The following is a 25,381-nucleotide window of genomic DNA, read 5'->3' as shown; positions in this document are numbered from 1 at the left end:
TGTTGTTGTTGTTGTTGTTGTTGTTGTTGTTGCTGCTGGCCAGTCTGATGTGCGGTTTGATTCAGGGCCAAGCCTGCTTAGTTCAGCAGACTGCGTACCCCGTCCGCCAGAACCTGCACCGATTCGGTGTCGGGTGCCAGATACCGCGCCCTGCCTTGCTGATCGAAAATATACACACCACGGCTGTGCGAGACTTCGTAGTTCTCGGGCGCGTTGGGATCGGGTTTTTCAATCTGGAATGCGACCCGGTAACGACGGGCCAGATCGGCAATCTGCTTTTCAGAGCCTGTCAGCCCTGTCGTGTGCTTGCCGTCAAAGGCGGCTATATAACGGGCCAGGGAGTCGGGCGTATCGCGGTGGGGATCCACACTGACAAAGATGATGCGTACCTGTTCGGCATCGTTACCCAGTTCTTCCATGACCAGCCCAAGCTGGGCCAAGGTGGTGGGGCAGATATCCGGGCAACTGGCATAGCCAAAAAACATCATGACGACTTTATCTTTGAAGTCATCCTGGGTGAGTGTTTTGGAACCAGCGGCTTGCAGGGAAAAGCGCAGATCGGGCAGGAAGCCGCGTACGGGATGCAGATTGGCAGCGGCAGCGCTGCCTAGCAGGAACAGGCCCAGCGCCAGTGTCAGGCCAAACTGTTTAAACAAGACAAGAATGGGCCTTACTGGGCTGGGTGTCATGGACGTCCTCTGGGTTTAGGCTGGCTCTGGAGTGAGCCCGCTGTGACGGAGCAGGGCGGTAATCGAAGGGTCGCGGCCACGGAAAGCACGGAAGGAGTCGGCAGCGGGGCGCTCGCCCCCTACGGACAGAATCTCGCGCCAGAAGCGATGGCCCGTATTACTGTCGAGGGTATCACGTGCTCCATCCGAGTGGGTATAGGCTTTTTCCTCAAAGGCCGAGTAGGCATCGGCGGACAGGACTTCGGCCCATTTGTAGCTGTAGTAACCTGCGCCATAGCCACCCGCAAACAAGTGCGAGAACTGATGCGGGAAACGGTGCCACTCAGGCGGGAACAGCACGGCGACTTCCTGGCGAACCTGATCCAGAATTTCCATGACGGCATCAATGCTCAGGCCGCTGTCACGCGAGTGGATCAGCATGTCAAACAGGGAGAATTCCAGCTGACGCACCATTTGCATGCCGCTTTGGAAGTTGCGGGCCAGGTTCAGCTTGTTGTAGAGCGCACGGGGCAGGTGCTCGCCGGTTTCCACGTGGGCAGTCAGCATCTGCACGACGGGCCATTCCCAGCAGAAGTTTTCCATGAACTGCGAGGGCAGCTCGATGGCGTCCCATTCCACGGCGGAGAAGGCCGAGGCAGCCGGATCGTCTACCCGCGAGAGCAGCGTGTGTAGGGCGTGGCCGGATTCGTGGAACAGGGTGATCACATCATCATGCGTCAGTAGCGCAGGGCGGCCAGGCTGAGGTTCGGCAAAGTTGCACACCAGGTAGGCGATCGGCAGACACAGCGTTTCACCTAGACGGCGACGACTGCGTTCGCTATCGACCCAGGCGCCGCCTTGTTTGCCTTGACGGGCGTGCAGGTCCATGTACAGATAACCCAGGACCTTGCCATCGGAGGCAATCACTTCAAAAGGGCGCACGGCAGGATGCCAGGCTGGGATATCGACGGCACGCAAGGTTACGTCAAATAAACGCTGGATGACTTTGAACAGGCCACTCAGAACGGCAGGTTCCGTGAAGTACTGTTTGACCTCGTCTTCCGAATAGGCGTAGCGCTGTTCGCGCAGGCGCTCGGCACTGAACGGTACATCCCAGGCTTGCAGGGTTTCCAGGCCCAGTTCTTGTTGAGCGAAGGCTTGCAGCTCGTCCAGATCCTGGCGGGCGTAGGGACGGGCTTTGGCGGCCAGATCACGCAAGAAGCTCATCACCTGTTCTGGGGTGTCGGCCATGCGGGTTTCCAGACGCATATGGGCGTAGCTGGCAAAACCCAGCAGGTTGGCTTCCTGGGCACGCAGGTCCAGCAACGTTTCAATGGCCTGGGAGTTATCAAATTGGGCATCGCCTTGTTCGGAGGCAATGGTGGTGTAGGCCCGGTACATCAGCTCACGCAAGGTCTGGTTGCGAGCGTATTGCATGACAGGCAGGTAGCAAGGCATTTTCAGCGTCAGACGCCAGCCTTGCTGATCGTTTTCTTGCGCAGCGCGTTGGGCAGCGGCCAGCACGTCGTCCGGGATGCCGTCCAGCTCGGTCTGGTCAGTGACCAGGTAATACCACTGATCAATGGCATCCAGTACATGCTCGGAGAACTGTTGCGAGGTTTGCGCCAGCTCTTCGGAAATGCGGGCGTAGTCTTCACGTGCCTGACCTTCCAGTTGCACACCGCTCAGGCGGAAATCGCGCAAGGCCAGGGTAATGATACGTTGGCGCTGGGGCGTCAGGGCGGCAAAGGCCGGGCTGTCAGCCAGAGCCTGGTAACGCAGGAACAAAGGACGGTTCAAGCCTACCCAGGTCGAGAACTCGCTCATGCGTGGCAGGCACTGGTTGTACACCGCACGCAGCTCGGGCGTATTGATGACCGAGTTCAGGTGACCGGCCACCGACCAGGCGCGATACAAGGTTTCGGTGGCGTCGGTGATGGGCTCGACGATATTGTCCCAACTGGGTTCACTATCGTCGTTGGAGACTGTGTCTATGGCTTGGCGGGCCAAGGCCAGCAGTTGGTCCACCGCCTGCTCGATGTGCTCGGGCTGGATGGCGGGATAGTCAATAAGACTGTCGATAGGAACCAGTAAGGGATTTGTCGTCATAAACCGTTGATTAATTTAAAGACTGATGTTGGCCGAGCGTTCGGCCGCTTCCAAGGTATTGACCAGCAGCATGGCAATGGTCATGGGACCCACGCCACCGGGTACGGGCGTAATGGCTGAGGCCACTTCGCTGGCGCTGGCAAAATCCACGTCACCACACAGTTTGCCATCGGCGCCACGATTGATACCGACGTCGATCACCACCGCACCGGGCTTGACCATATCGCCAGTAATGATGCCGGGGCGGCCTACGGCGGCAACCAGCACATCGGCACGGCGGGTCTGGGCGGCCAGGTCACGCGTTTTGGAATTACAGAGGGTGACGGTCGCGCCCGCAGCCAGCAAGAGCATGGCCATGGGTTTGCCCACAATATTGCTGGCGCCCACGACGACGGCCTCTGCTCCACGCAGCGTCACGTTTTCGGACTCCAGCATCTTCATGACGCCGTAGGGCGTGCAGGGGGCAAACAGGGGTTTGCCCGTCATGAGCATGCCGGCATTGCTGACGTGAAAACCATCCACGTCCTTGTGGGGCGCAATGGTTTCAATGACTTTGTGCTCGTCCAGATGGGCGGGCAGGGGCAGTTGAACCAGAATGCCGTGTACCGAGCTGTCCTGATTCAAACGAGTGATCAGGGCCAGCAGCTCGGCTTCGGTGGTGTTGGCCGGCAGGCGGATGATATCGGATTTCAGGCCGGCGGCTTCACATGCCAGACCCTTGTTGCGTACATAGACTTGGGAGGCCGGATCTTCTCCGACCAGTACCACGGTCAAACCAGCTTGAATGCCGTGGGCTTGCTTCAGTTTGGCAACGCGTTCTGCAACGTCCGCCTTGATAGCGGTGGACAGCTTTTTTCCATCAATAATGCGAGCACTCATTTACGCATCCTCGGACTTGGTGAGGGCGATTTTCATGAGGTCGGCAACCGTAGTGACTTCCAGTTTTTCCATGATATTGGCGCGATGCGCTTCGACAGTTTTAATACTGATATTCAAGTCCCCGGCAATCTGCTTGTTCAGGCGGCCAGCAACAATGCGTTCCAACACTTGCTGCTCGCGCGCTGTCAGGCGGCCCAGGACTTCTTGTTGACTTTTCTGTGCCTGCGCTTGCGAGGCACGTGCGGTAGCTTGCTCGATCATGCGGCTGACAATCGTGCGCAGATCGGCTTCGTTAAAGGGTTTTTCCAGAAAGTCGATCGCGCCTTTCTTCATGGTGCTCACGGCCATGGGCACGTCACCGTGGCCGGTAATGAACACAATCGGGATATTCGATTTACGAGTGATCAGGGCTTCCTGAAGCTCCAGGCCGCTCATGCCGGGCATGCGCACGTCCACAATCAGGACGGCGACCTGGGTAGGATCGTAGGCGCCCAGAAACTCTTCGCCCGATGCAAAGCAGCGGACCCGGTAGCCATTGGCTTCCAAGAGCCAGCGCAAGGAGTCCCGTACGGCTTCGTCGTCATCGACTACGTAAATGGTGCATGGCATTTGCGGGCTGGTCATTCGGGTATCTCCAGTTTGTTATCAAGGGTGTCCACTACATCAGGTGCCGCACAAGGTAGGCTGAAACGGAAAATCGTTCCACCCTCTGGATTGCCGACTGCCCATAGGCGGCCGTGATGCGATTCAATAATTGTGCGACAGATGTTCAGGCCCATCCCAAGGCCTTCGGACTTGGTGCTGTAAAACGGTTCAAAGAGGCGCTCGGGGTCTTTCAAGCCATGACCGCGATCGATGACGGCCATCTCCAAAAGCGATTCCTGTTGGGTAATCACCAATTGAAGCACATGATGTTCACTGTGCTCCATGGCTTCGATCCCATTTTTGAGCAGATTCAATAATACCTGTTCTATGAGAATGGGGTCGGCAATGACGTCAGGGACGGGGTCCGGAATGCTCAGTTCAATCTCGATCTGGCGCTTGCGGGCGTCGATTTCGGCAAAGCCGACGGCATTTTCTACAATACGCATGACCTTGACGCGGACGCGGCGTGGCTCACTGCGCTTCACGAATTCACGAATGCGGCTGATGATCTTGCCCGCACGTTCGGCTTGCTGGGCAGCCTTCTCTAGTGCAGCCAGCAGGGTTTCAGGCTGGTAGCGGCCAGATTTCAACATGGCGACAGCGCCCATGCTGTAGTTATTGATGGCGGTCAGTGGTTGGTTCAGTTCGTGTGCCAGCGAGGAGGCCATCTCGCCCATCGTGGTCAGGCGGCTGGTCAACTGAACTTTTTCCTGCTGAATGCGTGAGGCTTCTTCGTGCTTGCGGCGATCAGTAATGTCACGCGCCACTTGCAGGCGTACCCGGCGGCCATCGGTCCAGGCCAGCATGCGGTGATGAACTTCAAACCAGCGGGCCGCCGATTCGGAGTAAATCTCAACGGTTTCATCGGTGAAGCGGCCCAGGCGGCCACCCAGCAATTCAGCGTGACCATTGGATTGGGCGCCGAAGAAGCGACGGTAGGTGCGGTTGGCAAACAGCAGCTCCAGACCGTCGGAGGTATCGGCCACCACGGAGATGGCATCATCCAGACCTTCCAGCACCGTCATGAAGCGCTCGTGCGCCGCAGTCAGGGCCTCGCGAATGCGCTTGGGCTCGGTGATGTCTGTCATGGAGGTCATCCAGCCAATCTGTTCTCCATTGGGAGCACGCAAGGGCGAAACATACATACGGGCCGTAAAGCGCGAACCATCACGGCGCTGAGCCTCCACTTCCAGACCGCTGCTGGGTGTTCGGCCCGACAGCAAAAGATCCAGGGTTTCCTGATGCTGTTGATGGCGGCCGGGTAACCAGTAAGGGAAGGGGGCGGTACGACCCACCAGATCGGCTTCGTTCCAGCCAATCATTCGGCAAAAAGCCGGGTTCACATAGGCAATGCGGCCTTGCATGTCAAACACGCGCATCCCCGTGGACATGGAGTTCTCCATGGCGCGTCGGAAACCGGTCTCGGCAGTCTGGGCGGCTTCGGCGTGGGTGCGAAAGCGGGTATAGCGCCACAGGGCCAGCAAGCTGACCACAATCACCAGAGACAGGGCCAGAATTACCATCATCAGGCGTTGCTGGCGCGTTTCCTGATCGATGGTCACAAACATGACGCTATCGTTTTGCAAACGCTGCAGCCACAGGAATACCCCCATGACACAGAGGTAGAGAAACAGCACGACAACCGGTGTCAGCCAATAGAATCCACGCCGATTCTGCTTAGCCTGATCATAAAAGGTTGAAGGGATCAGAGACTTTTTGGGATGAGTAGCCATAACAGCAAGAAAAGAAGTATGGCTGGATTGTAATGTAGGGCTATTTTTTTTAGTGATATTTCGTATTATGAAAACACATACCATAAAATGAAATTTTGCTTGAGCCTTTCTGTGTTCTTTCCTAGAATGGTTTGGTGCAGGCGTACCCCGCCTTGAACGCTCACAGTCCGCAATACCCGCTTCGGTCAGGATCGCTTTACTTCTTCTTAGAGGGGCGGCTCAGCGTCGAACAAGACCGGACTACTACCACATATATGGAGACACTATATGTCCTCAACCCAAGACAATAGTTCGGCTCAGGTCAGTCAAGACCAAGCCCTAGAAACAAAAGAGTGGCTTGACGCCCTGGAGGCGGTGGTGGACCGTGAAGGCCCGGCCCGTGCCCATGATCTGATCGAAAAGCTGATCGATCTGGCCCGTCGCTCCGGCGCTCACATTCCGTTCTCGCCCAACACGGCTTATGAGAACACGATCCCTCCCGGTCTGGAACCTGCCCACCCCGGCAACCTGGTGCTCGAAGAGCGTATCCGTTCCTACATTCGCTGGAACGCCATGGCCATGGTCGTGCGCGCTAACCGCGAAACTCCTCCCGATGGCGGTGGTTTGGGCGGACACATTGCCTCGTTTGCATCGCTGGCCACCATGATCGGCTGCGGTCAAAACCATTTCTGGCACGCTGAAACCGAAGATCGCGGCGGCGATATGGTGTTCTTCCAGGGCCACTCCTCGCCCGGTATTTACGCCCGCGCCTTCATGGAAGGCCGCATCTCCGAAGAGCAGTTGAACAACTTCCGTCAGGAAGTCGATGGCAAAGGCTTGCCGTCCTACCCGCATCCCAAGTTGATGCCCGAATTCTGGCAGTTCCCCACCGTATCCATGGGCCTGGGCCCATTGATGGCGATCTACCAGGCCCGTTTCCTGAAGTACCTGCATGCCCGTGGCATTGCTGATACCAGCGGCCGTAAAGTCTGGGTGTTCCTGGGCGATGGCGAGATGGACGAACCCGAATCCCTGGGCGCCATTGGTCTGGCGGCACGTGAAAAGCTGGACAACCTGATTTTCATCGTGAACTGCAACCTGCAGCGTCTGGATGGCCCTGTACGTGGTAACGGCAAAATCATCCAGGAACTGGAAGGGACCTTCCGTGGTGCTGGCTGGAACGTGCTGAAACTGATCTGGGGCGGTTACTGGGATCCCTTGCTGGCCCGCGACAAGGAAGGCATCCTGCGCAAGGTCATGGAAGAAACCGTGGACGGCGAATACCAGGCCTACAAAGCCAATGATGGCGCCTACGTTCGCGAGCACTTCTTTGGCAAGCACCCCAAGCTGCTGGAAATGGTCAGCCGCATGAGCGACGAGGACATCTGGCGCCTGAACCGTGGCGGTCACGATCCTCATAAGGTGTACGCTGCATTTGATGCCGCCACCAAGCACGAAGGTCAGCCTACCGTTATTCTGGCCAAGACCATCAAGGGCTACGGCATGGGCCACGTGGGCCAAGCCAAGAACCCGTCGCACCAACAAAAGAGCCTGGATCTGGACGCCGTACGCGAATTCCGCGACCGTTTCAACATCCCGGTTCCTGATGACAAACTGGAAGAGCTGCCTTACTTCAAGCCAGCGGAAGACTCTCCAGAAATGCAGTACCTGCATGCCCGCCGTCAAGCCTTGGGTGGCTACCTGCCCAAGCGTCGCAACAAGGCGGACGAACAGTTGACCGTGCCGACACTGGACGCGTTCAAGCCCATGCTGGAAGCCACTGCCGAAGGCCGTGAGATCTCCACGACGCAAGCGTTTGTCCGTTTCCTCAATACTTTGCTGCGCGACAAACAGGTGGGGCCTCGTGCTGTGCCTATCCTGGCGGACGAATCCCGTACTTTTGGTATGGAAGGTCTGTTCCGTCAGATCGGTATTTACGCGCCTGAAGGCCAGAAGTACACCCCGGTCGATAAAGATCAGGTCATGTACTACCGCGAAACGGCCAACGGTCAGTTGTTGCAGGAAGGGATTAACGAGCAGGGTGCATTTAGCTCCTGGATTGCGGCGGCCACGTCGTACTCCAACAACAACCGCATCATGATCCCGTTCTTCATCTATTACTCGATGTTCGGCTTCCAGCGCTTTGGCGATCTGGCCTGGGCAGCCGGTGATATGAAGGCACGTGGTTTCGTGCTGGGCGGCACCGCCGGTCGCACCACCCTGAACGGTGAAGGTCTGCAGCACGAAGATGGTCATAGCCATATTCAGTCCTCGCTGATTCCTAACTGCATATCCTATGACCCCACCTTCGCTCACGAAGTGGCTGTCATCATGCAGCATGGTTTGAAGCGCATGGTGCAGGACCAGGAAGATGTGTACTACTACATCACCTTGATGAACGAGAACTACGCTCAGCCTGGTTTGGTCGAAGGCGATGAAGACGGCATCCTGCGTGGCATGTACAAGTTCAAGTCGGTTGCCAAGGACAGCAAGCTGCGTGTTCAACTGATGGGTTCGGGTACGATTTTGCGCGAAGTGATCGCGGCACAAGATCTGCTGGAAAAAGACTGGGGCATTGGCTCCGATGTCTGGAGTGTCACCAGCTTTACTGAACTGCGTCGTGATGGTCTGGATTGCGAGCGTGCCGCTCTGTTGAATCCGGAAGGCAAGGATCTGCCTGTACCGTACGTGACGACCCAATTGCAAAACACCGACGGTCCTATTGTGGTCTCTACCGACTACATCAAGGCCTTCGGTGACCAGATTCGTCCGTTCGTGCCTAAGAACCGCACACTGAAAGTGCTGGGTACCGATGGCTTTGGTCGTTCCGACTACCGCTTCAAGCTGCGTGAGCACTTTGAGGTTGATCGTCACTTCGTGGTGTTGGCTGCTCTGCGCGCGCTGGCTGAAGAAGGCAAGATTCCGTTCAGCAAAGCGTCCGAGGCGATTGCCAAATACGGCATCAATCCTTCCAAGGCCAACCCGCAGCACGCATAAGGGACTGAATCATGAGCAATATTATTCAAGTCAAAATCCCGGATATCGGTGCTGACGACGCTGTCGAAGTGATCGAAATCCTGGTCAAGGAAGGCGAGACCATTGAGGTCGAGCAAAGCCTGATTACGGTGGAGTCCGACAAGGCCTCCATGGAAATCCCATCGTCTGACGCTGGCGTGGTTAAGTCCATCAAGGTCAAACTGGGTGACAAGGTCAAGGAAGGCAGCTTGGTTCTGGAACTGGAAGCCGCCGAAAGTGCGCAGGCAGCGCCTGCCGCTGAGCCTGCCAAGGCCGAGGCCACGCCTGCTTCCAAGGCTGAAGCGGCGCCCGCCGCCGCAACCGCTGCGGCGGGTGGTGAACAGCAAGTAACGGTTCAAGTACCTGATATCGGCGACGCCCGTGATGTGGACGTAATCGAAATCATGGTTCAAGTGGGTGACACTATCGAAGTGGACCAAAGCCTGATCACCGTGGAATCGGACAAGGCTTCCATGGAGGTGCCGTCCTCCCATGCTGGCGTGGTCACGGCCATCAAAGTGAAGCTGGGTGACAAGGTCAGCCAGGGTAGCGACATTCTGGAACTGACCGTGCAAGGTGCTGCCGCTGCACCGGCCAAGGCCGAAGCCGCTCCTGCTCCTAAAGCTGAATCCGCTCCTGCCGCTCCCGCTGCCGCTGCTGTGCCTGCGGCCAGCTCCTCGGTCGTGGTCGGTGCCGGCGCACCGGCTCCAGAGCGTGTCTCGCCTACGGCTGCCTTTGCCCAAGCAGAAGGCTCATTACGTAATCTGCCCCACGCCTCACCGAGTGTGCGTAAATTTGCGCGTGAATTGGGTGTGGATCTGGCCAAGGTTCATGGCTCGGGCGATAAAGGTCGTATTACGGCTGACGACGTGCGTGGCTTTGTGAAGCAAGTCATGGCTGGCGGCGCTGCTCCGGTTATTGCAGCCGGTACGGCGGCTCAGGTCGGCGGTCTGGATGTGCTGGCCTGGCCCAAGGTTGATTTTGCCAAGTTTGGCCCAGTCGAAACGCAGGCTCTGTCGCGCATCAAGAAAATTTCGGGTGCCAACCTGCATCGCAACTGGGTCATGATTCCTCATGTCACCAATAACGAAGTGGCTGACATTACCTCTCTTGAAGCCCTTCGCAAAGAGCTGAACGAGGAATACAAGAAGTCCGGCGCTCGTGTCACCATGCTGGCTTTTGTCATCAAGGCTGCCGTGGCGGCCCTGAAGAAATTCCCCGAATTCAACGCTTCGCTGGATGGCGACAATCTGGTGCTCAAGCAGTACTACCACATCGGTTTTGCGGCGGATACGCCTAATGGTCTGGTTGTGCCGGTCATTCGTGATGCCGACAAGAAAGGCATTCTGGATATCGCTCGTGAAACGGGCGAACTGGCTGCTGCGGCCCGCGATGGCAAGTTGAGCGCAGCCCAGATGCAAGGCGGTTGCTTCACCATTTCCTCGCTGGGTGGTATTGGTGGTACGGATTTCACACCCATTATCAATGCGCCCGAAGTGGCCATTCTGGGTCTGTCACGTTCCTCCATGCAGCCCGTCTGGAATGGCAAGGAATTTGCGCCACGCCTGATGCTGCCGCTGTCCCTGTCTTACGACCACCGCGTTATCGATGGTGCCTCGGCTGCCCGTTTCAATGCCTTCCTGGCAACGATGCTGGCCGACTTCCGTCGTATTGCACTGTAAGGAGTTGTCATGAGTCTGATTGATCTGACGGTCCCGGATATCGGCGACTCCGGTGAAGTAGATGTCATCGAAGTGCTGGTGCAGGTCGGTGATACGGTCGAGCTCGAGCAAAGCCTGATCACCGTGGAGTCCGATAAGGCCTCGATGGAAATCCCTGCCGCTCAGGCGGGGGTGATCAAGGAATTGCTGGTCAAGGTGGGTGACAAAGTCTCCCAGGGTTCGGCCATTGCCAAGATCGAAGTAGCGGAAGGCCAAGCGGCTCCCGCTGCGGCACCCGCCAAAGAAGAAGCGCCGCAGGCAACTGTGCCTGCCGCTGCTGCTCCGGCCTCGACACCTGCTCCGCAGGCGGCCAGCCATCAGGGTGCTGCGGATGACTCCGTGGATGTGCTTGTTCTGGGCGCTGGCCCAGGCGGGTACAACGCGGCCTTCCGTGCGGCTGATCTGGGCCTGAAAGTGGCTCTGGTCGAGCGCTACAGCACTCTGGGTGGTGTGTGTCTGAACGTGGGTTGTATTCCTTCCAAGGCCTTGCTGCATACTGTGGCGGTCTACGAGGAGGCCAAGTCCCTGGCCACACACGGCATCAAGTTCGGCGAAGCGCAAATCGACATCGATGCGCTGCGCGACTACAAGAACAAGGTCATCGGCAAGCTGACCGGTGGTCTGGCCGGTATGGCCAAGGGCCGCAAGGTCCAGGTTGTGGTCGGTAATGGCCAGTTCCTGGACCCCAATCACATCGAAGTGACCGCCAACGACGGCACCAAGAAAGTGATCAAGTTCGGTTCGGCCATTATTGCTGCCGGTAGTCAGTCGGTAAAACTGCCATTCTTGCCTGACGATCCACGCGTGGTGGACTCTACCGGCGCGCTGGAACTGAAGTCTGTGCCCAAGCGCATGCTGATTGTAGGCGGTGGCATCATCGGTCTGGAAATGGGTACGGTGTACTCGGCTTTGGGCGCACGCCTGGACGTGGTGGAAATGCAAACCGGCCTGATGCCGGGTGCAGACCGCGACGTTGTCAAGGTGTGGGAGAAGATGAACAAGCATCGCTTTGACCACATGATGCTGGAAACCAGCACGGTGGCTGCCGAAGCCCGCGAAGACGGCATCTGGGTAACTTTCGAAGGCAAGAACGCTCCGGCCGAGCCACAGCGCTACGACCTGGTTCTGCAAGCCGTGGGCCGCTCGCCCAATGGTAAGAAGATCGGTGCCGAGAAAGCTGGTGTGCAGGTTACAGACCGTGGCTTCATCCCGGTTGACAAGCAACAGCGCACCAACGTGCCGCATATCTATGCGATTGGCGACATTGTGGGCCAGCCCATGCTGGCACATAAGGCCGAACACGAAGCTCACGTGGCTGCTGAAGTCATCGCCGGCGAAAAATCCTTCTTTGATGCTCGTGTGATTCCTTCGGTGGCCTACACCGATCCGGAAATCGCCTGGGTGGGTCTGACCGAAGATCAGGCCAAGAAAGACGGTATCAAGGTCGAGAAGGGCGTGTTCCCTTGGGCTGCATCCGGTCGCGCAATTGCGAACAACCGTGATGAAGGCTTTACCAAGGTTCTGTTCGATGCGGAAACCCACCGTATTGTGGGTGGCGGTATCGTCGGCACCAATGCGGGCGAGCTGATTGGCGAGCTGGTGCTGGCTATCGAAATGGGTGTGGACCCGGTCGATCTGGCCAAATCCATCCACCCGCACCCCACCTTGTGCGAGTCGGTCAGCAAGGCGGCTGCCGTTGCCGAAGGGACGTGCACGGACTTGCCGCCAGCCCGTCGCAAGTAATACCAGTATTGGCCTGATAGTTAAGGCGTATTGGATCACGGCAGGTGCTATCATCAGCGCCTGCCGTTTTTATTTTGTAATTGGTGTTGTCCATGACTCATCCTGTTCTGAAAGCCGACTCCTCGCTGAGTGACTGGCTGTCCTATTTGGAAACTTTGCATCCTGCGGCCATTGATCTGGGCCTGGGCCGGATTCGCGAGGTTGCCCAACGTCTGAACATCAAATTGGATTCCGTCGTTATCACGGTGGGCGGCACCAACGGCAAAGGCTCGACCTGCGCCATGCTGGAAGCGATTTTGCTGGCGGCGGCCTACAAGGTGGGTGTGTATGCCTCTCCGCATCTGGTGCGCTACAACGAGCGCATTCGTTTAAATGGCGAGATGGCCGAGGATGCCCAGATTACGGCGCAATTTGCCCGTATCAATGAAGCCCGGGGCGACCTGACACTGACTTACTTTGAATTCTCCACGCTGGCGGCCTTGTTGCTGTTCCAGGAGCAGCGCGTTGACGTCGCGGTGCTGGAAGTGGGTTTGGGTGGCCGACTGGATGCCGTCAATATCATTGATGCGGACTGTTCCATCATTACCAGCATTGATATTGATCATGCTGAATACCTGGGCAATACCCGAGAGCAGGTTGCTTGGGAAAAGGCTCATATTTTCCGTGCGGATCGTCCCGCCATTTGCGCCGATCCCGTGCCGCCACAGACCATGCTGGATTATGCCCAGGAGATTGGTGCCCAGTTGTGGCTGTTTGGCAAAGATTTCAACTATTCCGGCGACCGTCAGCAATGGGCCTACGGTGGCCGTAATCAGCGCCGCGCTGCATTGGCTTACCCGGCCTTGCGTGGCGCAAACCAATTGCTTAATGCTTCTGCAGCATTGGCTGCGCTGGAATCCTTGCATCCCCGCTTGGCCGTGCCTGCGCAAGCGGTACGCGCCGGTTTGCTGCGTGCCCACATGCCTGGCCGTTTCCAGATTCAGCCTGGTCAGCCTTGCGTGATCTTTGACGTGGCGCATAATCCGCATGCGGCGGCGGCCTTGGCGCAGAATCTGGACAATATGCCGCCTTACCCCAAGACGATTGCGGTTGTGGGCATGTACAAGGACAAGGATGTGGATGGCGTGATTGCCCGCATGGCCACGCGTATCGATCATTGGATGTGCGCCAGTTTGGAAGGACCACGCAGCATGTCGGGCGAGGAATTGGCCAATCATGTGCACACCGTTCTGGCCAGTGGTCAGACGCCTGACGATGTTCTGGCCCCCGAGGCCGAATCCAGTTCACATCGCCCGGGCGTTCGACCTGTTGCACGGGCTTCGGTCAGTAAAGCGTCAGCAGTCGTATCCAGTTACAACAGTCCTCGGCTCGCTTACGAGGCGGCATTAAAAGAGGCCAGTGACAATGATAGAATTGTTGTGTTTGGCTCGTTTGCGACAGTAGGGCCGATACTTGAAGCCGCAAACGACCGTTCATCTTCCTGAATATCGGTAAGACTGCTTATTTCATAGGTCTGGGGCTCATGGGTTTATTTTCACGTAACGATACTTCCTCATCGTCGGGTCGCCGCGCTAGTGCTTCTAGCGACTCACAATTATCGGAACTGCGTGGACGGGCTCGCCGCCGTCTGATCGGTGCGTTGGCTCTGGTTCTGGCCGTGGTTGTGCTGGTGCCTATGCTGACTGCCGACAAAACGCCACCCGAGCCCGAGCAATCTCTGGCCTTGGGCCCTATTGGTCAGACAACGGGGCAGGGCGCGGCGCAAACTCGCCCTGGCGAGTTAGTCGTGCAAGAGAACACCCCAACGCCTGTTATCGAGCAGCCCGACGAGCCACCGGTGACTGATCCCTCCACCAGCACAAATGGTGGTCTGGCTGTGGTCAATCCCGGCCTTGAAACGGATCCTGCTCATGTGACCACGCCAAGCACGCCGACAGCACCACCGCCGGTGACAACGCCTCCAGAGCAGCCCAAACCGGTCGAAAAGCCTAAACCTGTTGAAAAACCCAAGCCTGCTCCAGCGCCTGCCCAAAACGGCCGTACGGATGATGGCTCCTATGCGCTGGCCCTGCTCGAAGGCCGTGTACCCAACAAGCCTGCCCCTGCAGCTGCCACCAAACCCGCAGCGCAGCAAGGCAATTTCATTTTGCAGATTGTCGCCTATTCCAACCAGAACGATGCCCAGTCGCGTCGTGATCAGCTGGTATCGGCCGGTGTGACCAATGCCTATGTAGAAACGGCACAAAGCGGTGGCAAGCCAACCTATCGTTTGCGTGTGGGACCATTCCCCACCCGTGAAGCGGCTCAGGCAGCTCAGGCCCGCTTGCGCTCGCTCGGTTACGAGAACAGTTTTATCTCGGCTAAGTGAGCAGCTTCGACTATATCGTCCTTGGAATTGTGGGCGTATCAGGCCTGCTGGGCCTGATACGCGGATTGATCAAGGAAGTTCTTTCGCTCAGCGCCTATTTGCTGGCTTTCATGGCCGCAATCTGGTGGGGGCCACGCACATCAGGTTGGATACAAGTCTGGATAGAAAACGGCTTATTACGTACGGCTTTGGCCTACGGAGCCGTTTTTTTTATGGTCTTGTTGCTGGTGGGTTTGTTGAACATGCTGCTGGCCAGCCTGATAGAACAAACGGGTTTGACACCTGCCGATCATGGGCTGGGTGGCTTGTTTGGGCTGGCCCGCGGGGTATTGCTGGTGCTGATTCTGGTCATCCTGGCCGGACATACCGATTTACCGAAAGAACCGTGGTGGGAGCAGGCTAAGTTGGCCGAGCCTGCGATCCGCGCGGTGCAATCGATTAAGGCCATGCTGCCGCCGTCTCTGGCAGAATGGCTGCCTTATTGAGAACACACTAACGGGAACCAATCATGTGTGGAGTTGTAGGGGTTGTTGCGCGCAGCCCTGTAAATCAGTTGATCTATGACAGTTTGCTCTTGCTGCAGCATCGCGGGCAGGATGCAGCGGGGCTGGCGACCTGGCACGACCAGTTCTTCAGCATGCACAAGGCATTTGGCCTGGTGCGGGACGTGTTTCGTACTCGCAACATGCGCTCTTTGCCAGGCAATAGTGGTATTGGCCACGTGCGTTATCCCACTGCAGGCTCCAGCCAGAGCGTGGAGGAGGCGCAGCCGTTTTACGTCAATGCCCCCTTTGGCCTGAGCTTTGTTCACAACGGTAATCTGACCAACTGGCGTGAACTGCGTGAAGAGCTATTTACCATTGACCGTCGCCACATCAACACCAACTCGGACTCCGAGGTTCTGCTGAATGTGTACGCGCACGAACTGCAACGTGCTGCTACCGGTCCTGAGCTGTCTCAGGACGAGGTGTTTGACGCCGTGGCCGCCGTGCACCGTCGTGCTCGTGGCGCTTACGCTGTGGTTTCACAAATCGCGAACTTTGGTCTGGTTGCCTTTCGCGATCCAAACGGGATTCGTCCTTTGTGCCTGGGCCGCAACGTGACCCCCAAGGGCGAGGAGTGGATGGTTGCCTCCGAGTCCGTGGCCTTGACCGGTTGCGGCTTTGAGCTGGTTCGTGATGTGGAGCCCGGCGAGGCCATCATCATTGATCTGGATGGCAATCTCAGCAGCCGCCAGTGTGCCGAGAACCCGCGCCTGAATCCCTGTGTCTTTGAATACGTATACTTTGCCCGTCCCGATTCGACGGTCGATGGTGTGTCGGTGTACGACGCGCGTTTGTTGATGGGTGTGTACCTGGCCGAGAACGTTGCCAAGAATCTGCGTCTGGCTGATATTGATGTGGTGATGCCTATTCCTGACTCGGCCCGTCCATCGGCCATGCAGCTGGCGGCTCATCTGAATCTGAACTACCGCGAAGGTTTCATCAAGAACCGCTATGTAGGTCGCACCTTCATCATGCCCGGCCAGGAAGTGCGCAAGAAGTCTGTGCGTCAGAAACTGAGCGCCATTCCAATGGAGTTCCAGGGCAAGAACGTGCTGTTGGTGGATGACTCCATCGTGCGTGGCACAACCAGCCGGCAGATCGTGGACATGGCTCGTGCTGCCGGTGCGAACAAGGTGTTCTTTGCCTCGGCAGCGCCACCTGTGCGTTTTCCGAACGTATACGGCATTGATATGCCTACCGTGTCCGAGCTGATTGCCACGGGGCGTGATGTGGATCAGGTTGCCAAGGAAATCGGTGTGGATGGTCTGGTCTACCAGGATCTGCACGATCTGGAGCAATCCCTGCGCGATTTGAATCCACGTTTTGCCGGTTTTGAGTCCTCCTGCTTTAGTGGCGAGTACGTGACGGGTGATGTGGACGAGGCTTATCTGAATTTGCTGGCGGAAGGCCGCAAAAGCGGTCGTGAAGTGCCGGACGTGACGGATTGATCGCTTAACCGCTTAGTTGAATAGAAAATCTGCTTTTCTGAGCTACACCCCAAAGCTGGACGCCAGTCCAAGCTTTGGGGTGTTTTAATCGGAAGTTTCGTCGTAGCGTAAAGAGGATCGGTATGGCGGTGCCACAGAACAAGCAGGAATTGCTGGATGCGATTCGTACCACCTATCAGAAACTGATGGCCGACCTTGCCAGTGTGCCAGCGGAGCATGCCCGAGACGCGACGCTGCCGGGGCATAGACAAGGCACACAGATGAGTGTGTCCGATCTGGTGGCTTATTTGATCGGATGGAATCTGTTGGTGCTGAAATGGTGTGATGGCAAATCAAAGGGACGACCGGTCGATTTCCCTGAAACCGGCTATACGTGGAGCGAGTTAGGCAGACTGGCGCAAAAATTTTATGCCGACTATGCAGGCGTGGCCTACGCTGACTTGCTGCGGCTATTTGCGGATGTACATGCTCGCATTGTCGCGCTCGTCGAGCAGGAAAACGATGCTTCGCTGTATGGCATGCCTTGGTATGAGAGGTACACCCAAGGCCGGATGATCCAGTTCAATACATCGTCACCCTATGCCAATGCACGGTTGCGGTTGCGCAAGTGGAAGAAAGCGAACGCCATCACCTGATAATTCGATGTTCTTGGCGTGCTGGCGCACGGTCTGGCCGAGCTGTCACGCCATGCCTGAAACATATGGCCGCCAATGCTAAGCACCACGACGCTTGAACAAGGTCAGCAGCAAGCCCAGGCCCAGAATGACAAACAACGCCAGGCTCCAGTAGGCGTATTCGATTCCCAGCAGCGGTTGACGGGCGTCCATGCAGGAAGCATAGATGCCAAATAACCAGGGCAGGCCGCTTTCCAGGCCAGATTGGGTAATGAAGCGGTCAGCAAAGGTCTGGTCGCAACTGAACAGGTGTTGCGCCACAGAGACCTGATACCAGGCAGCCACAATACCGCCTACCGCTGTGGCCAAACCCAGCAGGCTGGCTATGGTGGAGCTGCGTGGGTGACCAAGTTGCTGCAGCACACCTGCGATCAGGCTGAATACGCCCAGCACAATGAAAATCAGCCGTTGCAGCACGCACCAGGCGCAAGGCGGGATGCTGAATACGTGCTGAGAGAGCAGCGCAATGCCTACGCCTGAGAAGGCGAGCAGGGCGATCAGATAATAGGGTGCAGCGGATTGGCGGGAAGAGGCGGCCATGGTATCAAGAGGAACTTAAAGAATGAAAGGTAGAGGCTTCCTGTAGCAAACCCAGGAAAAGCTCGTGGAAACCTGCCCAGGTAATCTGCACGCCCAGGCACAAGAGAATAAAGGCGGACAGGCGCATCACGACAGCGGTGCCATTCTTGCCCAGTTTGTACAGAAATTGGGATGCAAAACGTAAGGCCAGAAACACAATAAAACTGGCCGCCGCAATAGCGGGCAGTGCGCCAGCCAGCTTGCTCATGGTGCCGGCGACCGAGTTGTCGTGCAAGGTCGCCCCTACCGTCAGCGCAGCAGACAAGGAGCCGGGGCCGCAGAGCATGGGGAAGGTCAAGGGGTAGAAGGCCTTGGAGCGAATTTGTTCCCAGGAATAGGACTCGGCCATGTTCTGGGCGTGTGCCGCATCAAAGTCCGAGGCGTTGATCAATCGCCAGGCGGTGCCAATCACCAGCAAGCCCCCGCCAATACGAATGATGGGTAGGGAGATGCCAAAGAAATTCAGCACAATATTGCCTGCCACCATAGCGATGGCCAGCATGATGAAAATGTTGATGGCAACTTTCTTGGCCAGTCGGGCGCGATCGGGCACGCTGGCCCCTTCGGTCAGGGTCAGAAAGATGGGGGCGGCCGCAGGCGGGTTCAGCATGGGCAAGAGTGTGGCCAATGCAAACAAGAAGCTGCGACTGACATCGGCAAAGACAGAGGAGATTTCCATTAAGACGCGGAGGTTTGTTGAGAGAGGGCCAAACGTACATCGCGCTCCAGGCGCAATTGATGACGGTTGTGTTCCAGTGCGGCGCCACTGAGGATGAAGACGTCTTCCACGCGGTCGCCCAGAGTCATGACTTTGGCTGAGCGCAGTCGTACGCCGTGGCGCTCGAATACTTGGGCGAGACTGTACAACAAACCGCGCCGGTCTGTAGCACTTAAGGTCAAAATCCAGTCTTGGCCTTGCTCATCCAGGCGCAGATCCACGGTGGGCTGAATGGGGAATACTCTGGCCCGGCGCGAACGTATGTCGCGATAGGGATCGTGAGCATGCTCGTTGGGGATCCAGTCCTGCTGTAGTGCCTGGCACAGCTCGGTTTCGATCAGCAAGGGATCACGCCGCAGGGCATGGTCGTAGGCGGGCAGCATCACGACAAAGCTGTCCAGTGCCCAGCCGTGGCGAGTCGTGTAGATGCGTGCGTCCTGAATGCTGACGGCCTGGCTGTCAAAGTAACGACAGATACGTAAAAACAGACGGCTGGCGTCTTTGGTATAGACCAGTACCTGCAGCGCGTCGGTTTGTCCGGCGGGACGTATGCGCACAACAGGAGTCAGGCTGTGGGACTGGTGGTAGAGCTGGATCGTGTGCCAGGCGATTTCGCTGGCGTCATGACGCAGAAAATAAGGCTTGTCCAGCCACTGCCAAAAGTCTTCACGAGCATCGTCCAGCAGACCGGCCAGACGTATTTCACCGGCGGCGTCACGTTTGCGCTGATCCAGCACGGAGACACCGTCCTTGACGTCGCGCCCTAACGCGGCCAAGGTCAGGTTGTACAGATCCTCCAGTAGCTTGCCTTTCCAGGAGTTCCAGACGGTTGGGCTGGTGGCACGAATGTCGGCTACGGTGAGCAGGTACAGGGCGGTTAGCCGGCGTTCGGTGCCTACGGTTTGTAGGAACTGGAAAATCACATTCGGGTCGCTCAAATCGCGTTTTTGTGCGACCTGAGACATGCTCAGGTGTTCTCGGACCAGAAACACCACCAGTTCTGCATCTACGGGCATCAGGCCGTGATCCTGGCAAAAGGCCAATGCGTCCTGGGCACCCAATTCGGAGTGATTCCCACCGCGTCCTTTGGCAATGTCGTGAAAAAGGGCGGCAATATACAGCAGCCAGTGGCGATCAAAACCGCTCATTAGCTGATTGGCCATGGACAGCTCCTCGCTGTGCTCAGCCATGGTGAAGCGGCGTAGATTGCGTATGACTTTCAGCGTGTGCTCGTCCACGGTATAGGCATGGAACAGGTCGTGCTGCATCTGCCCGACCACGCGCCGGAAGACAGGTAGGTAGCGGGGCAGCAGGTTGAGCAAATTCATCAAGCGCAAAGTGTGCACAATGCCTTTGTTCTGTTGGAGAATTTCCAGAAACAGACGTCGATTTCGGGGCTCGGCCCGGAAGGTGGCATCGATCAGGCGGCGGGCGTGCCACAAGGCGCGCAGCGTATCGGCTTTCAGGCCGCGCAAACTAGCTTGTTGCTGCAAATGCAGCATGGCGACAAAGATCAGAGAGGGGTCTTGCTCGAAGCCATTGGCTTGACGCAATTCCAACTGTCCATGATGAATCTGGAAGTGTTCATCCAGGACAAGCGGTTCCTGATCGGTTTGTGGAAACAGGTGTTCCTCAATGCTGCGCATCAGGATCAGATTGAGCTGGCTGACAATCTTGGCGGCCCAGTAGTAACGCTGCATCAGCAGTTCGCTGGCACGTCGGGTGGCCGTGGGTTGGAAGCCGTAGATTTCCGCCAGACGTGGTTGCAGATCAAACAGCAGTCTGTCTTCGGCGCGGCCTGTCAGTAGATGAAGTTCAATGCGCAGGCGCTTGAAGGCTGCTTCGACCCGTTGCAGGGCATTGAGCTCGGATTCGGTCAGCAGCTCGGATTGCGCGACGTCCAGCCAAGTGCGCCCCAAACCGGCTGCCCTGGCCATCCAGAGCAGCACTTGCAAGTCACGCAAGGCGCCAGGCGACTCTTTGCAGTTGGGCTCCAGGGAGTAGGGCGTGTCTTGCAAATGGGCATGACGCTGCTGCTGCTCGGCCTGCTTGGCCAGAAAGAAGGCTTGCGGGTCCATCTGGCTTTGCAGTTGCTGTTGGGCATGGCGCAGCAATAACCTGGAGCCTGCCAACCAACGGCTTTCCAGCATGGCGGTTTCGGTAGTGATGTCCTGGCTGGCTTGTTCCAGGCATTGGGCGGGTGTGGCCACATTGTGGCTGGGGGCCAGGCCGATATCCCATAAGGCGGCGACCAATGCCTGGATGCGGTCAATGTCCTCTGCGTTTGGTTCACGCTGCAACAGAATCAGTAGATCCACATCCGAGTGCGGGTACAGTTCCCCGCGACCATACCCGCCCAAGGCCGCCAAGCTGGCTTGGCGGGGCAGGGGGTAACGGTCCAGGAGTTCGCGCAGGCCTTGGTCACAAATCTGGCACAGGCTTTTGAGCAGACGATCACAATGCAGGTCTTGCCTGAAGCGCTCGTAGACCTGGGCCCGGCGGCAAGCAATTCTGTCGCGAAGCTGGGCCAGGAAGGACATGGTTCAGGCCTTGTTGATGATGGCTGGAGGGGCAGGCATGCCGGGCGAGACGGTCAGTACTTCATAGCCGGTATCGGTCACCAGTATGGCGTGCTCCCATTGGGCTGACAGGCTGTGGTCGCGGGTGACGACGGTCCATTGATCTGCCAGGGTGCGCAGTTCGCGACGGCCCGCGTTGATCATGGGTTCAATGGTGAAGATCATGCCGGCTTCCAGTTTTACGCCTGTGCCGGGCTTGCCGTAGTGCAGCACTTGCGGGTCCTGGTGGAATTTTTGGCCCACGCCATGTCCGCAATATTCACGTACCACGGAAAAGCCTTGTTTTTCAGCGTGTTGCTGAATAGCGTGGCCGATATCCCCCAGGGTTGCGCCCGGCTTGACCTGATCGATGCCCAACCACATGCATTCGTAAGTGGTTTCAGTCAGGCGACGGGCCAGGATGCTGGGTTCACCCACGTAGAACATGCGGCTGGTGTCACCAAACCAGCCATCTTGAATAATGGTGACGTCCATGTTCAGAATATCGCCGTTTTTCAACACTTTATCGCCAGGAATGCCGTGACAGATGACGTGGTTGACGGAGGTGCAGATAGAGCCCGGAAAGGGCGGGTAGCCAGGGGGCGCGTAACCCACGGTGGCTGATTTGACCCCTAGTTCATTGATGCGCTCCATGCACAGGCGGTCCAATTCGCCAGTCGTGACGCCTGCTTTGACAAAGGGGGTCAGGTAGTCAAGGATGGATGCCGCCGTCTGGCAAGCAGTGCGCATTTTTTCGAGATCAGTGGGGTCTGTGACGAGAATACTCATAGCAACTTGAACAGGTCTATTGAAAAATAGTAGAATTATAGGCTTTTGTGAATTTTGCAGTTACGCACAGTCCCGTTTGGGACGATCTGGCGGCTGTCCAAGCAAGGTGGTGTAAGGCAGCGCAAGACGCTGTTTACCGCATTAAATCTAGGTTTTCCTGGTTTGACCGGCTTTTCTCAGGCCTTCTGAATCTTCAGGGCGGATGAGTAAAGCAAGGGGTCAGGACAGTTTGCTCCAAGATTGAAAAAAACGCCTCAGGGCGCTGCGAGCCAGCAAAAACACGCAGAATTCACAACGAATACAGGGTCAGCACGATTACAAGCGTTGCAAAAGCAACATGGGCAGCAGCCCGGTTCTTGTTCAACAGATGCTGACCAGGCAATCCCCTAGGATACACCTGCAAGCGGTGCGCTGCATGCAGGCAGTAGCCAGAAAAGTTTCAGGCCCGGGTTTGACGGCAGATTTCTTGTCTGCTCAAAGGCGCGGGTCCGTTGCAGTGCAGGCGTACGCTCATGTCGGGCGACGTTTTTTATGTTGTATGTAGTAAATCGCGTGACTGTCCGTCTCGGGGTGTCTGGAATGCAGCACAGGCTGCGGCCCTTACCGGATACCGGGCAGTTACAAGACCAAACCCTTGGAGAACTTTATGTCTTTAATGCGTGAAATGCTGGAAGCTGGTGTGCACTTTGGCCACCAAACCCGTTACTGGAACCCCAAGATGGCTCCGTTCATCTTCGGCCAGCGTAACAACATCCACATCATCAACCTGGAAAAAACGGTTGTTCAGTACGAAGAAGCAACCAAATTCGTGCGTCAACTGGCTGCTCGTGGCGGCAACGTGCTGTTCGTCGGTACCAAGCGTGCTGCTCGCGAACTGGTGGCTGCTGAGGCCGAGCGTTGCGGTATGCCTTACGTTGACAGCCGCTGGCTGGGTGGCATGATGACCAACTTCAAAACGGTCAAGACTTCCATCAAGCGTCTGAAAGAAATGGAAGGTCAGATGGCTGAAGGCCGTCTGGAAACCATGAGCAAGAAAGAAGCCTTGATGTTCGAGCGCGAACTGGAAAAGCTGAACAAGGCCATCGGCGGTATCAAGGACATGAACAACCTGCCTGACGCCCTGTTCGTGATCGACGTCGGCTACCACAAGATTGCTGTGGCCGAAGCCCGCACGCTGGGTATCCCCGTTGTGGCCGTGGTTGATACCAACCACTCGCCAGAAGGTCTGGATTACGTGATTCCTGGTAACGATGACTCGGCCAAGGCTATCGCTCTGTACGCCCGTGGCATGGCTGACGCCGTGTTGGCTGGCCGCGAACAGAACCTGAACGGTCTGGTTGAAGAAATCGCCGCTGACGAAGAATTCGTCGAAGTTCAGGCTGACACCCAGGAGTAACAGGTTCACCGCTGTCTGCCAGACACCATCAGTTGTCATGGCAGACAGCTACAGTGACCTTTCGTATCGCCCCGGCTTGCCGGGGCACGTTCTACAGAATTGGAGAAAACCGTGGCTCAAATCACCGCATCGATGGTTAAAGAATTGCGCGAGAAAACCGACGCGCCCATGATGGAATGCAAAAAAGCACTGACCGAAGCCGACGGCGATATGGCACGTGCTGAAGAAATCTTGCGCGTGAAGCTGGGCAGCAAGGCTAGCAAAGCAGCTACCCGCGTTACCGCTGAAGGCCTGGTTTCTGTTTACATTGCTGACGATGCCAAGACCGGTTCCGTTGTTGAAGTCAACTGCGAAACCGACTTCGTTGCCAAGAACGATGACTTCATCGGCTTTATCAACGACGTCGCACAACTGGTTGCCAAGCACAACCCAGCAGATCTGGCCGCTTTGGCTGAACTGCCACTGGCCGACAGCAATGTCGAGACCGTGCGCGCTGCTCTGGTTGGCAAGATTGGTGAAAACATCTCGATCCGTCGCTTCCAGCGCTACGAAACAGCCGGCCAACTGGCCAGCTACGTTCACGGTGGCAAAATCGGCGTATTGGTTGATTTCGCCGGTGGCGACGAAGAAGTGGGCAAGGATCTGGCCATGCACATTGCTGCGACTCGTCCTAAAGCGATGGACGCTTCCGGTGTTGACGCTGCTGAAATCGAAGCCGAACGCTCCGTGGCGGCTCAGAAAGCGGCTGAATCGGGCAAGCCTGCTGACATCGTCACCAAAATGGTTGACGGCGCTGTTGCCAAGTTCCTGAAAGAAGTGACTCTGCTGAGCCAGCCTTTCGTCAAGAACGACAAGCAAAGCGTGCAGCAAATGCTGGACGAGAAAAAAGCATCGATCGCTGGCTTTACCCTGTACGTTGTGGGTGAAGGCATTGAAAAGCGTGTTGAGGATTTCGCCGCTGAGGTAGCTGCTGCTGCCGGCCAAGCCTAATCTAGCTGGTTTTTTCAGGGCAGGCACCGTAGTGGCGGTGCCTGCCCTGCTGCTTTACACTCTCTTCTGTCTTCGTCACTTGGAATCCCACCCATGACTACCCCTCTTTACAAACGTGTCCTGTTAAAGCTCTCCGGCGAAGCGCTGATGGGTGAGGACTCGTTCGGTATTAATCGCAGCACAATCATTCGCATGACGGAGGAGATCGCCCAGGTTGCCCAGTTGGGGGTGCAACTGGCTATCGTGATTGGCGGGGGAAATATCTTTCGCGGCATCGCTCCAGGTGCCCAGGGCATGGATCGTGCGACAGCCGATTACATGGGCATGATGGCCACCGTCATGAACGCGCTGGCCTTGCAAGATGCCTTGAAGCACCGTGGCCTGGATGCCCGTGTGCAATCTGCCCTGAATATTGAACAGGTTGTGGAGCCTTACATTCGTCCCAAGGCACTGCGTTACCTGGAAGAAAACAAAGTTGTTATTTTTGCAGCCGGTACGGGCAATCCGTTTTTTACCACCGATACGGCAGCGGCCTTGCGCGGCGCCGAAGTGGGGGCGGAAATCGTACTGAAAGCCACCAAGGTTGACGGCATCTACAGTGCCGATCCCAATAAGGATCCCGGTGCGACCCGTTATTCGCGCATCAGCTTTGACGAGGCCATTGTGCGTCGTCTGGAAGTGATGGACGCCACGGCCTTCGCCTTGTGTCGCGATCAGAAACTGCCGATTAAGGTGTTTTCGATCAACAAACCCGGTGCTTTGACGCGTGCGGTTTGTGGCGAGGACGAGGGCACCCTGGTTCACGTTTAAAGTTATAGGAATTT

At 57.0% G+C, this 25,381-nt stretch carries 20 protein-coding genes; 11 read left to right on the top strand and 9 right to left on the bottom strand.

Annotation, left to right across the window (positions count from 1 at the left end):
* Positions 1-77: 77 nt before the first annotated feature.
* Genes OKX01_RS10180 through OKX01_RS10160 form a run of 5 tightly spaced genes read right to left on the bottom strand, consistent with a single transcriptional unit; the run spans position 78 to position 6,034 of the window.
* Positions 78-689, bottom strand: coding sequence for an SCO family protein (locus OKX01_RS10180; RefSeq protein ID WP_094196838.1), 612 nt, complete (start codon positions 687-689; stop codon positions 78-80).
* Between the two features lie 15 nt (positions 690-704).
* A complete protein-coding gene (locus OKX01_RS10175; protein WP_264671713.1) occupies positions 705-2,777 on the bottom strand; it encodes a M3 family metallopeptidase in 2,073 nt (690 codons plus the stop codon).
* 15 nt (positions 2,778-2,792) lie between these two features.
* Positions 2,793-3,656, bottom strand: a complete 864-nt coding sequence (gene folD / locus OKX01_RS10170; RefSeq protein ID WP_094196836.1) for a bifunctional methylenetetrahydrofolate dehydrogenase/methenyltetrahydrofolate cyclohydrolase FolD — start codon at positions 3,654-3,656, stop codon at positions 2,793-2,795.
* Complete coding sequence (locus OKX01_RS10165; RefSeq protein ID WP_094196835.1) at positions 3,657-4,280, bottom strand: response regulator transcription factor; 624 nt, start codon at positions 4,278-4,280, stop codon at positions 3,657-3,659.
* Positions 4,277-6,034: a PAS domain-containing sensor histidine kinase gene (locus tag OKX01_RS10160; RefSeq protein ID WP_094196834.1), complete on the bottom strand. Its 1,758-nt coding sequence runs from the start codon at positions 6,032-6,034 to the stop codon at positions 4,277-4,279. Before OKX01_RS10160 ends, OKX01_RS10165 begins: the two co-directional genes overlap by 4 nt.
* A gap of 267 nt (positions 6,035-6,301) precedes the next feature.
* On the opposite strand from OKX01_RS10160, the gene aceE reads away from it, so the two are divergent.
* From aceE to OKX01_RS10120, 8 genes are all read left to right on the top strand, one after another.
* Positions 6,302-9,010 (top strand): pyruvate dehydrogenase (acetyl-transferring), homodimeric type, encoded by a 2,709-nt coding sequence (gene aceE / locus OKX01_RS10155; protein ID WP_094196833.1) that lies wholly within the window; start codon positions 6,302-6,304, stop codon positions 9,008-9,010.
* An 11-nt stretch (positions 9,011-9,021) separates the two neighbouring features.
* Positions 9,022-10,710 carry a dihydrolipoyllysine-residue acetyltransferase gene (gene aceF / locus OKX01_RS10150; RefSeq protein WP_264671712.1) on the top strand — a complete coding sequence of 563 codons (1,689 nt, stop codon included), beginning with the start codon at positions 9,022-9,024 and terminating at the stop codon, positions 10,708-10,710.
* Positions 10,711-10,719: 9 nt separating this feature from the next.
* Positions 10,720-12,492 (top strand): dihydrolipoyl dehydrogenase, encoded by a 1,773-nt coding sequence (gene lpdA / locus OKX01_RS10145; protein WP_094196831.1) that lies wholly within the window; start codon positions 10,720-10,722, stop codon positions 12,490-12,492.
* A gap of 92 nt (positions 12,493-12,584) precedes the next feature.
* The gene (folC, locus tag OKX01_RS10140) at positions 12,585-13,976 is read left to right on the top strand and encodes a bifunctional tetrahydrofolate synthase/dihydrofolate synthase (protein ID WP_094196830.1); all 1,392 of its coding nucleotides are present in this window, start codon (positions 12,585-12,587) and stop codon (positions 13,974-13,976) included.
* A gap of 38 nt (positions 13,977-14,014) precedes the next feature.
* Positions 14,015-14,860: an SPOR domain-containing protein gene (locus OKX01_RS10135; protein WP_094196829.1), complete on the top strand. Its 846-nt coding sequence runs from the start codon at positions 14,015-14,017 to the stop codon at positions 14,858-14,860.
* Positions 14,857-15,345: a CvpA family protein gene (locus OKX01_RS10130; RefSeq protein ID WP_094196828.1), complete on the top strand. Its 489-nt coding sequence runs from the start codon at positions 14,857-14,859 to the stop codon at positions 15,343-15,345. The genes OKX01_RS10135 and OKX01_RS10130 overlap by 4 nt, the downstream gene beginning before the upstream one ends.
* Positions 15,346-15,368: 23 nt before the next feature.
* The gene (gene purF / locus OKX01_RS10125) at positions 15,369-16,853 is read left to right on the top strand and encodes an amidophosphoribosyltransferase (protein WP_094196827.1); all 1,485 of its coding nucleotides are present in this window, start codon (positions 15,369-15,371) and stop codon (positions 16,851-16,853) included.
* 122 nt (positions 16,854-16,975) lie between these two features.
* Positions 16,976-17,488, top strand: a complete 513-nt coding sequence (locus tag OKX01_RS10120) for a ClbS/DfsB family four-helix bundle protein (RefSeq protein WP_094196826.1) — start codon at positions 16,976-16,978, stop codon at positions 17,486-17,488.
* Between the two features lie 78 nt (positions 17,489-17,566).
* On the opposite strand, the gene OKX01_RS10115 is transcribed toward OKX01_RS10120, so the two are convergent.
* The 4 genes from OKX01_RS10115 to map are packed head-to-tail and all read right to left on the bottom strand — an operon-like array spanning position 17,567 to position 22,171.
* Positions 17,567-18,067, bottom strand: a complete 501-nt coding sequence (locus tag OKX01_RS10115) for a disulfide bond formation protein B (RefSeq protein WP_094196825.1) — start codon at positions 18,065-18,067, stop codon at positions 17,567-17,569.
* 4 nt (positions 18,068-18,071) lie between these two features.
* Positions 18,072-18,785: a MarC family protein gene (locus OKX01_RS10110; protein ID WP_094196824.1), complete on the bottom strand. Its 714-nt coding sequence runs from the start codon at positions 18,783-18,785 to the stop codon at positions 18,072-18,074.
* Positions 18,785-21,364, bottom strand: a complete 2,580-nt coding sequence (locus tag OKX01_RS10105) for a [protein-PII] uridylyltransferase (protein WP_121738969.1) — start codon at positions 21,362-21,364, stop codon at positions 18,785-18,787. Before OKX01_RS10105 ends, OKX01_RS10110 begins: the two co-directional genes overlap by 1 nt.
* Positions 21,365-21,367: 3 nt before the next feature.
* On the bottom strand, positions 21,368-22,171 hold the full coding sequence (gene map, locus OKX01_RS10100) for a type I methionyl aminopeptidase (protein WP_094196822.1): 804 nt from the start codon (positions 22,169-22,171) through the stop codon (positions 21,368-21,370).
* Positions 22,172-22,817: 646 nt separating this feature from the next.
* Between map and rpsB the strand changes: the two genes are divergently transcribed.
* From rpsB to pyrH, 3 genes are all read left to right on the top strand, one after another.
* Positions 22,818-23,567, top strand: coding sequence for a 30S ribosomal protein S2 (gene rpsB, locus OKX01_RS10095; protein ID WP_094196821.1), 750 nt, complete (start codon positions 22,818-22,820; stop codon positions 23,565-23,567).
* 111 nt (positions 23,568-23,678) lie between these two features.
* The gene (tsf, locus tag OKX01_RS10090; RefSeq protein ID WP_108727532.1) at positions 23,679-24,557 is read left to right on the top strand and encodes a translation elongation factor Ts; all 879 of its coding nucleotides are present in this window, start codon (positions 23,679-23,681) and stop codon (positions 24,555-24,557) included.
* Positions 24,558-24,650: 93 nt separating this feature from the next.
* Complete coding sequence (gene pyrH, locus OKX01_RS10085; protein ID WP_094196819.1) at positions 24,651-25,367, top strand: UMP kinase; 717 nt, start codon at positions 24,651-24,653, stop codon at positions 25,365-25,367.
* Positions 25,368-25,381 lie beyond the last annotated feature (14 nt).

The organism is Alcaligenes sp. SMD-FA (assembly GCF_025960365.1).
Lineage (GTDB): Bacteria > Pseudomonadota > Gammaproteobacteria > Burkholderiales > Burkholderiaceae_B > Alcaligenes > Alcaligenes aquatilis.
The sequence above is the reverse complement of the archived record's forward strand: the minus strand, read 5'-3'. Positions and strand labels throughout refer to the sequence as shown.